Annotated in this window: 12 protein-coding genes; 6 read left to right on the top strand and 6 right to left on the bottom strand. The window is 64.8% G+C overall.

Annotation, left to right across the window (positions count from 1 at the left end):
* Nucleotides 1-199: 199 nt before the first annotated feature.
* Nucleotides 200-1,345, bottom strand: a complete 1,146-nt coding sequence (locus HALNA_RS07845; RefSeq protein ID WP_049935836.1) for a tyrosine-type recombinase/integrase — start codon at nucleotides 1,343-1,345, stop codon at nucleotides 200-202.
* A 260-nt stretch (nucleotides 1,346-1,605) separates the two neighbouring features.
* On the opposite strand from HALNA_RS07845, the gene HALNA_RS07840 reads away from it, so the two are divergent.
* Nucleotides 1,606-2,337 (top strand): SDR family oxidoreductase, encoded by a 732-nt coding sequence (locus tag HALNA_RS07840; protein WP_049935835.1) that lies wholly within the window; start codon nucleotides 1,606-1,608, stop codon nucleotides 2,335-2,337.
* Between the two features lie 83 nt (nucleotides 2,338-2,420).
* Here the strand turns inward: HALNA_RS07840 and HALNA_RS07835 are convergent, their stop codons facing one another.
* On the bottom strand, nucleotides 2,421-2,606 hold the full coding sequence (locus HALNA_RS07835; protein ID WP_049935834.1) for a DUF1508 domain-containing protein: 186 nt from the start codon (nucleotides 2,604-2,606) through the stop codon (nucleotides 2,421-2,423).
* 12 nt (nucleotides 2,607-2,618) lie between these two features.
* Complete coding sequence (locus HALNA_RS07830; RefSeq protein ID WP_049935833.1) at nucleotides 2,619-2,879, bottom strand: hypothetical protein; 261 nt, start codon at nucleotides 2,877-2,879, stop codon at nucleotides 2,619-2,621.
* Between the two features lie 87 nt (nucleotides 2,880-2,966).
* Here HALNA_RS07830 and HALNA_RS07825 point away from each other — a divergent pair, with 87 nt between their 5' ends.
* Nucleotides 2,967-3,635 (top strand): hypothetical protein, encoded by a 669-nt coding sequence (locus HALNA_RS07825; protein WP_049935832.1) that lies wholly within the window; start codon nucleotides 2,967-2,969, stop codon nucleotides 3,633-3,635.
* The gene (locus tag HALNA_RS07820; protein WP_049935831.1) at nucleotides 3,635-4,294 is read left to right on the top strand and encodes a hypothetical protein; all 660 of its coding nucleotides are present in this window, start codon (nucleotides 3,635-3,637) and stop codon (nucleotides 4,292-4,294) included. Before HALNA_RS07825 ends, HALNA_RS07820 begins: the two co-directional genes overlap by 1 nt.
* Before the next feature lie 6 nt (nucleotides 4,295-4,300).
* Here the strand turns inward: HALNA_RS07820 and HALNA_RS07815 are convergent, their stop codons facing one another.
* Nucleotides 4,301-4,831, bottom strand: a complete 531-nt coding sequence (locus HALNA_RS07815) for a DUF7344 domain-containing protein (RefSeq protein ID WP_049935830.1) — start codon at nucleotides 4,829-4,831, stop codon at nucleotides 4,301-4,303.
* Nucleotides 4,832-5,196: 365 nt separating this feature from the next.
* Between HALNA_RS07815 and HALNA_RS07810 the strand changes: the two genes are divergently transcribed.
* Complete coding sequence (locus HALNA_RS07810; RefSeq protein WP_049935829.1) at nucleotides 5,197-6,339, top strand: SPFH domain-containing protein; 1,143 nt, start codon at nucleotides 5,197-5,199, stop codon at nucleotides 6,337-6,339.
* 46 nt (nucleotides 6,340-6,385) lie between these two features.
* Complete coding sequence (locus HALNA_RS07805; RefSeq protein WP_049935828.1) at nucleotides 6,386-7,009, top strand: winged helix-turn-helix transcriptional regulator; 624 nt, start codon at nucleotides 6,386-6,388, stop codon at nucleotides 7,007-7,009.
* On the opposite strand, the gene HALNA_RS07800 is transcribed toward HALNA_RS07805, so the two are convergent.
* The gene (locus tag HALNA_RS07800) at nucleotides 6,997-7,242 is read right to left on the bottom strand and encodes a DUF7123 family protein (RefSeq protein WP_049935827.1); all 246 of its coding nucleotides are present in this window, start codon (nucleotides 7,240-7,242) and stop codon (nucleotides 6,997-6,999) included. The genes HALNA_RS07805 and HALNA_RS07800 overlap by 13 nt on opposite strands.
* A 273-nt stretch (nucleotides 7,243-7,515) precedes the next feature.
* On the opposite strand from HALNA_RS07800, the gene HALNA_RS07795 reads away from it, so the two are divergent.
* Complete coding sequence (locus HALNA_RS07795) at nucleotides 7,516-8,868, top strand: alkaline phosphatase family protein (RefSeq protein ID WP_049935826.1); 1,353 nt, start codon at nucleotides 7,516-7,518, stop codon at nucleotides 8,866-8,868.
* Between the two features lie 14 nt (nucleotides 8,869-8,882).
* Here the strand turns inward: HALNA_RS07795 and HALNA_RS07790 are convergent, their stop codons facing one another.
* Complete coding sequence (locus tag HALNA_RS07790; protein WP_049935825.1) at nucleotides 8,883-9,968, bottom strand: tubulin/FtsZ family protein; 1,086 nt, start codon at nucleotides 9,966-9,968, stop codon at nucleotides 8,883-8,885.
* Nucleotides 9,969-10,044 lie beyond the last annotated feature (76 nt).

The raw sequence follows: 10,044 nt of genomic DNA, 5'->3' as shown, positions 1-10,044 counted from the left end.
TAGAAACTAAGCCGCCGACTTACAGGGCGATTCTCGGAATTTTGTCCCTGCTACGTCGGAACTCTACGAGCGAGTGTCGGCACCATTTAGATTCGATCCGTGGGACAATTGACCCATCCAACTGTTCACGGTGCTGGTGCGGTTCGAATAGTCGGTCGGCGCGGGTTTTCTGTGAAAGCCTTGACTGTCCCGATTTTATTTAGCCCATCTTGTCGAGAGCATCCCTCCGCTGTTCGGTCGAAACCCCGTCGTATTGCATAGTCGTTCTCGGGGAGTTGTGTCTGAGTTGGGATTGTGCCGCTTTCAGGTCACGGTGTTCTGTCATATACGTGCCAACAGAATGACGAAGCGAATACCAACTCATTTTGCGGTGTTCGTAGGGAATACCCGCCTCGTCGCACAACTTGTGAAGCAGGTAGCGAAGACTTTGACTGCTGTACTCGTTCCCCTCTCGGGTGAGCCACAGCGCGTCGGTGTCGTCGTACTTCGGGTAGTTCTCTCGCTCTTTGATCCAATTGGCAAGCCAGCGGGCCGTGCGGGAAGTGAGTGCGGGTTTCCAATTGTTCTCGTTCTTAGTGGATTCCTCTCGGGGGATACGTAATTGCTCATTCCGAACGTCGACCCATTCGACCGTAGCGCGGGCGACCTCTTTGGGTCGTAGGCCAGCGTCAAGACTGACCCCTGCAAGCGAGGGTACTTTCCATCCGTTCGATTCTGCGAAGTCTCTCGGCGTCACCTCGGATTTGGGTTTCCCGATTACTTGGGCGAGGTATGCTTTCCACTTGTCGCGCTCCTCGGGATCAAGAGTCTTGTAGTGTGGCGTCTCGCCGTATTCAAGGGCGGCTTCTCTGATCTTGGGCCGTTCGTCGGCGGTGAGATAGTCGGCGGGCTTGGTAATCGTCTTCGGTCCGGGGTAGGGCTTGGAGGGCGACCACTCTTCGCCGCCCCGCTCGTGGTGTCGCCATTTGAAGTACCGTTTAACGGCTATTTCCGTGGTCTTCCCGTGAGATTTGCTCGCCTGTTGTTCGTAGGCGAGATGGTCCATATACATCTCCGCGTGGTCGTGGGTAATGTTGAGCGTATAGCTCCCTTCCTGTTCCCACACGTAGCGGAACCAGTAGTCGATTCGATGGGCGGTGTTGGAGACGACACCTTCGGCGTACCCGTTTTCTCCTCGAACCTCGGGAGTCTTCCCTTCGCGGTCAAGCCAGTTGATGAACTCAAGTCGGAATTGCTCGTAGTCGTCTAACTGCTTATCGCCTAATATCTGGCGAGTAGGCCGGGTTAGGACAGGGTATTGGTCTTTAAGTTGTTCGGTACGGTCGGTCGTATTGCCTTCGGACATAGTTGGGATTCCATTCGTGGAACCCCCGTAGAAGGGCGCGTGAGGTTTCGAGTCCGGTGTTTGCCGATTCTCGCGCCGGCGGCGCGACGTGAGAGGGCAATATGATTGGCCGGACTACACTATCGGAGCGCCCTCGTCGCATTAGGACGGAAGGGATAGCGATATTTAAACGCAACTATCTCGGTCGTCCGTGGGACGGGTGCACGCGGTCGTCGGTGGCTATGGTATGAAGGGCCTCCGGCCCGTCGACCCGGACGATCATGAGTCTCGACGACAGCGCGACCCTCGTCACGGGCGCGAGTTCCGGCATCGGTGAAGCGACGGCACACGAGTTCGCGAGTCGGGGAGCACGCGTCGCCCTCGCGGCGCGGAGCGAGGACCGACTGGCCGCCATCGCGGCCGACCTCGAAGCGCAGTACGGTACGGAGACGCTGGTGGTACCGACGGACGTGCGCGACGAGGCGGCGGTCGAGGACCTCGTGGCCACCACGGTCGACGCGTTCGGCGGCCTCGATGTCCTCGTCAACAACGCCGGCCTGGGTCGCGGCGGTGACGTGGCCGACCTCTCGACCGAGGACTACCGGGCGATGATGGACACGAACGTCGACGGCGTCTTCTTCGCGACGCGGGCGGCACTACCCCACCTGGAAGCCTCGGACGGGAACCTGATCTTCGTCGGAAGTTTCGCGGGCCAGTACCCCCGGCCGGGCAATCCGGTTTACGCGGCGACCAAGTGGTGGGTCCGTGGCTTCGCCCACAGCGTCGAGGGCCAGTCCGGCCCCGAAGGGGTCGGCGTCACCGTCGTCAACCCGACGGAAGTGCGGACGGAGTTCGGGGGGTCGGACGGCGACTCCTTCGCCGAGCGATTCGAACCGGGGGAGGTGAGCGAACCGGAAGAGATTGCGGACGCCATCGGCTTCGCGGCCGCGCAGGATCACTCGACCGTCCACGAGATCGATGTCTACCGCCGCGACAAGTTCGAGGGATGGTAATCAGACGGGTTGCGGTACGTCAGTACCGGCGGTTCGCCGGGACAGGTCGGTGACCCACCGGGATACAGTCACAGCGATTCGTATCAGTCGACCGACTCGACGCCGGCGCCGGCGGCGACCCGCTTGAGCCGTTGCACCTCGCGCATCGCCGCCACCTTCGTCCCGTGGGTGCGGTCGCTCGTCGCGAGGACGGTGCCGTCGTCGGTCCGGAGGCGCCACTGGAAGGCGCCATCCGCGAGTTCGACGACTCGAAACGTCGCGTCTGTCATGTCTCGACCCGATCAGGAGAGCTGCTGGGACCACCACCGGAGCCAGTCGGAGAGCGGGCCGCGCATCCCTTCGACGTGGACGCGGACGGTACCGTCGAGTTGCCACCGGGCGAACTCGGACTCCGAATCCATCCGCAGGGGCACGTCCACGGTCACCTCCTCGAACGTACACTCCAAATCTTCCTCGCTGTCGATAGCCGTGTCGAGGACGTCGTCGACGACATCCAGCCACGTCTGCCCTTCGACGGGACGGGGGGACGGATCGTTCGACATCACGTGAACCAAGTAACGACACTGGCTTGTATCTTCGCCCGCGCCGTCCGTGCGAAGCGTTTTCAGGGCGTACGCTGACGTTGGAGTATGCCGACCTCCGAAACCGGCGTCGGGCTCCGGCGGTTGGTCGAACGGCGCCGGCTCAACGCGGTCCTCGGGTGGGCGTTCGTCGTCGTGCTCTGTCTGATCGGCGTCGGCGCGGTGGTCAACGGCCGCCCGCTCTGGGCGGGGTTCACCCTGACGCTCGTCACCCTCGCCGTCGTTCCGGCGGTGGCGTTCCGCCAAGTCGACGCGATGGTGCCGTGGGGAGTGCTGGCGCTCGCGTCGATCCCCTCACTCGGACGACTCCTCGTCGTCGGACAGACCGTCGGCGGCGTGACGCTCACCGGCCGCATCACCACGTACGTCGCCGTCGCGGCCGCGGCGCTCATCCTCGTGGTCGAACTCGACGTGTTCACGCCCGTGCGGCTGAGCGACTCCTTCGCGGTGGCCTTCGTCGCCATCGCCACCGTCGCCGCCGCGGGACTGTGGGCCGAGATGCGGTGGCTCTCCGACGTGCTCTTGGGGACGGGCTTCCTGCTCGACGGGCGTCCCGAACACGTAATCGAGGAGGCGCTCATGTGGGACTTCGTGGCCGCGACGGTAGCGGGCGTCATCGCCGGCGTGTGCTTCGAGTTCTACTTCCGCCGGTACGCCGACACCACGCCACGGTATCCGGTCGATCCCGGCGGCAAACGCGAGGGAGGTGACACGTGATGCGGCTGCGCGACTGGATCGGCCTCTCCGACCGCCGACAGCGTCAACTCACGCGGGCGCTACAGGTGTCGCTCCTCGTGTTGATCGGCCTCGGACTCGAACGCGGAAATCTGGGCATCGTGGTCAACGCGACCATCGGCCTCGGCGTGACCCAGCTTCCCGCCGTGCTCGAACGCGACCACCACATCGGGATGGACCCCGCCCTGGCGCTCTGGATCGCCGCCGCCGTCTTCTTTCACGCCCTGGGGACCGCCGGCCTCCCCGGCTCGTCGACCAACTTCTACCGGAGCATCTGGTGGTGGGACCACCTGACGCACACGCTCTCGTCCTCTATCGTCGCCGCGGCGGGCTACGCGACGGCCCGTGCGGTCGAACTCCACTCGGACGCCGTCTCCCTTCCCGACCGATTCATGTTCGTGTTCATCCTCCTGTTCGTCCTCGCGTTCGGCGTCTTCTGGGAGGTCATCGAGTTCGCCGTCGCCGGCGCCGCCGCCCGCTTCGGCACGCAGAGTGTCCTCACGCAGTACGGGCTGACGGATACGATGCTCGACCTCCTCTTCGATACGCTCGGCGGCGTCGTGGTCGCGGTGTGGGGAACGGCGCATCTGACGGATCTGGTCGGCGCCATCGCGAACCGGTTCGACCGCCACGAGGCGTAGTGGCGATCAGTCGCCGCGCTCCTGGACGACCTGCGCGACGGAGATGACGACGAACGCTGCGCACGCGACGACCGCGTAGCCCAGACCGGAGACCGACGCGAACGGCTCGAGACCGGCCGCCGCCAGAACGACGGGAACGGCGACCACGCCGGCGACGAGAAGATACCACCGCCACCACCGACGGTGAGGCTGAGCGGCGTCCGCAACGAGATAGGGGAGACAGTCGTCGGCGCCGGCGGCGAGTTCTACCCGCCCGGCGCGTCGGTCGTACTCGACGATCCGCCGGTCGGCGAGTTTTGGCAGATGCATCTGATAGAGGGCGGTCTGGACCCGCTTTCGCTGTTTGTAGGTCACTTCCTCGGGCGTGCAGTCGTTCTCCATCGCGGCGATGTACTCGCTCAGATCGCGGAGATCGACCGGCCCTTCGTGTTCGCGAAGGTAGTGAATGACTTCCCGACGCCGCTCGTTTCGCAGCATCGAAAACAGGTCGTCGCGGGTCAGGTCGTCCCGTCCCGGCTGGCTGAGTTGCGACATCATGTCGTAACTGTGCGTGGAGTCACGCCGGATCGTCCCGGTTCGAACCGCCGATACCGTTCGCTCCCCTCTACTACGTTGCGCCAGCCGGTCGGCGAGCAGGCCAGCCGAGGGACGGATTCGGCGATCATACCACTACCCCCCGACTCCGTTCGGGTTCCACGCTCCCGTTCGACGTGATCCGTCCATCCGATCCGGCGTCCCCCTCGATGTCGACCCCGGAGTGTGGTGGACGGTACACTCGGTACACTTCCGCCAACATCCGGTTATATGTTGTGGCCGCCGCCCGCGCTGGATGGCCTCGACGATAGCGCGACTCTCACGGGACCGTGCGAACCCTTTTGCCGACCACAGCCCAAGACCACATCATGGCCCCCGTTGTACTGCAGATACTCCCGAGCATCGGCCCGCTGTTCGTCGGACTGCTCGTCTTGCTTCTCGCCATCGTCACCGTCTACCAGATGGTCGAAATCGTCGACGCATACGAGAAGAAGGCCCTCACCGTCTTCGGCGAGTACCGTCGGCTGCTCGAACCGGGCATCACGTTCATCCCACCGTTCGTCTCCCGAACGTACGCCTTCGACATGCGGACACAGACGCTGGACGTACCGCGCCAGGAGGCGATCACCCGCGACAACTCGCCGGTGACGGCCGACGCCGTCGTCTACATCAAGGTGATGGACGCCCGAAAGGCGTTTCTCGAGGTGGACAACTACAAGATGGCCGTGTCGAATCTCGCACAGACGACCCTGCGGGCCGTCCTCGGCGACATGGAACTCGACGACACGCTGAACAAGCGCCAGGAGATCAACGCCCGCATCCGGAAGGAACTCGACGAACCGACCGACGAGTGGGGTGTCCGCGTCGAATCGGTCGAAGTCCGGGAAGTGAACCCCTCGAAGGACGTCCAGCAAGCGATGGAGCAACAGACCTCCGCCGAGCGTCGCCGTCGGGCGATGATCCTCGAAGCCCAGGGTGAGCGACGGAGCGCCGTCGAGACGGCCCAGGGCGAAAAGCAGTCGAACATCATCCGCGCACAGGGTGAAAAGCAGAGTCAGATTCTAGAGGCACAGGGTGACGCGATCTCCACGGTGTTGCGCGCGAAATCCGCCGAGTCGATGGGCGAACGCGCCGTCATCGACAAGGGGATGGAGACGCTCGAACGCATCGGCCAGGGCGAGTCGACGACGTTCGTCCTCCCGCAGGAACTCACGTCCCTGATCGGCCGGTACGGCAAGCAGTTGACCGGCAGCGACGTGCAGGACTCGCAGGCGCTCGACTCCCTGGAGTTCGACGCCGAGACCCGCGAACTGATCGGTCTCGACGACATCGAGGAGATCCTCGGACAGATCGACGAAGCGGCCGAGATGGACATCGAGGAACTCGAACAGGAGGCCGAAGCGATCAAGTCGGGTGCCGGGACGGACATCAAAAGTGCGGACGAGGTCGTACAGGACACCGACGAGGGAGCGACGTTCACGGACGAGGAACCGGAAGCCGAGACGGAGTAGGCGGGGGCGACACGTTTTAGTCGGCCGGTGACGACTGTGTGAGTAGATGCCGAGTGGGGACCGGGGGGTCGACGCCGAGAAGCGGGCGACGTTACGACGATTCGCCGCACTGGGAGCCGCGGCGCCGCTGGCCGGCCTGAGCGCGGGCGAAGCACGGGCGGCGACGGACGGGAACGACGCCCGCGACGCCATCCTCGGCTACGTGAGCACGACCCCCGGCGCCCACTTCTCGAAGCTCCGCGACGATCTGAAACTCGGGACCGGCGAAACCCAACACCACCTCCGCCACCTGCTGGACGAAGGGGCGCTTGTCTCGCGGCGCGACGGCGACTACCGCCGCTTTTTCCTCGCCGACCGCTTCTCGACGTTCGAACAGGTGGCACTGGGCTACCTGCGGCGCGAGACGCCGCGCGGAATGGTGTTGACGCTCCTGCGACGCCCGGACGCGACCGGAAGCGAGATAGCGAGCGCGCTGGACGTGTCGCGGGCGACGGTGAGCACGTACGTCTCGCAACTCGACGACGCCGGCCTCCTGGATCGGACGGACGGGTACGTCGTCTCGCGGCCGGAGACGGTCATCACGCTGCTCGTCCGCTACGCCGACTCCTTCGACGCCGAGACGCGTGCGTTCGCGGCCGACGCCGACTCGCTCGTGCGTTACGACCCCTGAAGATCGACTTTCCAGGTCGTCCCCGACGAGTAGCCCCACTTCTCGACATCCACGTCGAAGTCGCCGGTTCGGATCGCGGTCATATTTGCGCCGACCTCTTTCGCCGTCATCCCGAGTTCCCCCGCGATGAGTCGCGATTTGAAGTACGTCTTCGTCGCCGCGTGTTCGCGGAGATAGCCGAGGATTCGGCGCTGTTTCTCGTTGAGGTCGGTGCCCGCGGTGGTCGTGCTCATACGAGTGAGATAGATCGAATCGGTAATAGGGAGTTTGGTACGTGCAGTTAACACGGCTCCGTCTGTCGATTTTACCGCCTCGACGACGCGTAATCGCACCAGAAGACGGGCCGGGGGGTACGGTCGCCTAACAGCCGGCAGCGGCGGCGATGACGACCGATCCACGTCGGTGGACGGGCGTCGAGGCAGTGGCGATGTCGGCGGCTGGCACAGCTACCAACTGGATTCCGCCGGAAACGAAGATACTTATTGGCGTCACGGGTATGCGGTGGTATGGGTCTGTTCGATCGACTGCGTGGTGCGGACCACCCTCGCGTCGCGTTCGTCGGCATCGACGGGGTGCCGTTTAGCCTTCTCGAAGAGCATCCCGAGGAGTTTCCCAACTTCGCGACACTCGCCGAGGAGGGAGGTGCGGGCGCCATCGACAGCATCGTCCCGCCGGAGTCGAGTGCCTGCTGGCCGGCGCTCACGACCGGAGTCAATCCCGGTGAGACGGGGGTGTACGGGTTCCAGGACCGCGAAGTCGGATCGTACGACACGTACGTACCGATGGGTCAGGACGTGCAGGCGCCGCGCATCTGGGACCGCCTCGACGAGGCGGGTCGAGAGGCGACGGTGATGAACGTCCCCGTCACGTTCCCGCCCCAGCGGAACGTCCAGCGGATGGTGTCCGGCTTCCTCTCACCCGGCGTCGACAAGGCCGCCCACCCCGACGAACTCCGCGACTATCTGCAGTCGATCGACTACGCCATCGACGTAAACGCCAAGCTGGGTCACAAGGAGGACAAAGGCGACTTCGTCGAGGACGCCCACGAGACCCTCGACACCCGGTTCGAGGCCTTCTCTCACTACCTCCAGAAGGACGACTGGGACCTATTTTTCGGCGTCTTCATGACGACCGACCGTGTCAACCACTTCCTGTTCAAGGATTACGAACGCGACGGCCCGAACAAGGAGGCGTTCATGGATTTCTACCGCTCCGTCGACGACTACGTCGGACGGATTCGGGAGATGCTTCCGGACGACGTGACCCTCGTCGTCGCCAGCGACCACGGCTTCACCTCGCTCGACTACGAGGTCCACTGCAACGCGTGGCTCGAAGAAGAGGGCTGGCTCTCCTTCGAGGACGACGATCACGACGACCTGACCGACATCGCCGAGGAGTCCCGCGCCTACTCGCTCATCCCCGGCCGATTCTACATCAACCTGGAGGGCCGCGAGCCGCGTGGGTCGGTGTCCGAAGACGAGTACGCCACGGTGCGGGACGAACTGAAGGCGGCGCTCGAAGCCCTCGAAGGACCGGACGGAAAGAAGGTGTGTGCGCGCGTCGTCGAGAAGGAGGACGCGTTCCGGGGCGCCCACGACGACATCGCGCCGGATCTGGTCGCCATCCCGAACCACGGCTTCGACCTCAAATCCGGATTCAAGGGCCACGACGAGGTGTTCGACGTGGGGCCGCGCAACGGGATGCACAGCTTCGACAACGCGACGCTGTTCGTCGACGATCCCGGCGTCTCCATCACCGATGCGGACCTGTTCGACATCGCACCCACCATCCTCGACCTGATGGATGTCGACTACGGCCGCACCGACTTCGATGGCGGCAGTCTGATCACGTCGAAGTAAGGCGACCGCGCCGATTACAGCAGTCCGTCGATCCGGTCGTCCGTGAGTCCCGCCGCGTCGTCGGCCGCGTCTTCGCGTTCTTTCTCCTCGCGAGCGGCCTGTCGTGCCCGCTCGAGAAAGCCCTCCAGACGGTCGGAGTGAGCCACGCCGCCGAGGAGAACGAGGGCGGCGAGGCGGTCGTCCCGCGTCGGGAAGTCGCCGCCGCGAACCTCCATCGTCTCTATTTCCGTCTCCAGCCACGAGCGGGCGCGCTCGACACCCTTTCGCGAGATAGCGTCGGGTCGACCGGCGACGACCAGCAGTCCCCGTTCCGCGCTCGTCGTCTCGGGGAGGCTCATCCCCGACCGCACCGCCCGACGGGTCGTGCTCGTGACGACGTTGACGTTCGCGGCCGCGTCGGAGGAGGCGTCGGCCGAGGCGAATCCGAGGGTCGCCACGCCACCCCCGCGGAGGGTGTTGATGACTTCGGAGCTGTCGACGACGGATTCGCCGACGCCCTGCGTGGCTTCGCCGGCAGCGAGGAGGAGGCCGACCCGCTGGGCGATGCGCTCGTTGATGGCCTCGTAGCCGGATTCGAGGCTCTCGCCCGAGGAGCGCCAGGCGTCGTTGTCGACAAGCAGCGTCGCGTCGGCTTCGCGGAGCAGGGTCTTCAGCGACCGGCCGGCGTTCACCTGATAGAGCGATCCCTCGTCGCGGCCGGGGAGGACGCCGAGCCCGTAGACGGGGATGTCGTAAATTTCGGAGAGTTCGCGGACGAGAAGGGGCGCGCCGCCGCTGCCCGTCCCGCCGCCGAGACCCGCGACGACGAATATCGCCTCCGCTTCGGCCGTCGTCCGGCCGTCGATGGCGCCCATCACCTCCTGCAGGTCGTTTTGCATCACTCGCGTGCCGAGTTCGTTGTCGCCACCGACGCCGTGGCCGTTCACCTCGGCGCCGCCGATGAGGACGGTGTCGAAGGGGAGCGACTGGAGGTCGGAGCGGGCGCTGTTGACCGCGAGCGACCCGACGACGGCACCGAAGCCGTTGCGCGCGTCGAAGTCGGACAGCGCGGCGGTTACCTTCCCGCCGGCCTGCCCGACGCCAATCAGGACGGATTTCATACGTCAGACGTGTGTCTTGCGTCCCCTTCAACGCACCGTTGAGTGCAGCCGAGACTTTAGGTACGAGAGCGGGGCC

The organism is Haloplanus natans DSM 17983, assembly GCF_000427685.1.
GTDB classification, from domain to species: Archaea; Halobacteriota; Halobacteria; order Halobacteriales; family Haloferacaceae; genus Haloplanus; species Haloplanus natans.
This window is presented reverse-complemented; position numbering and strand designations above follow the sequence as displayed.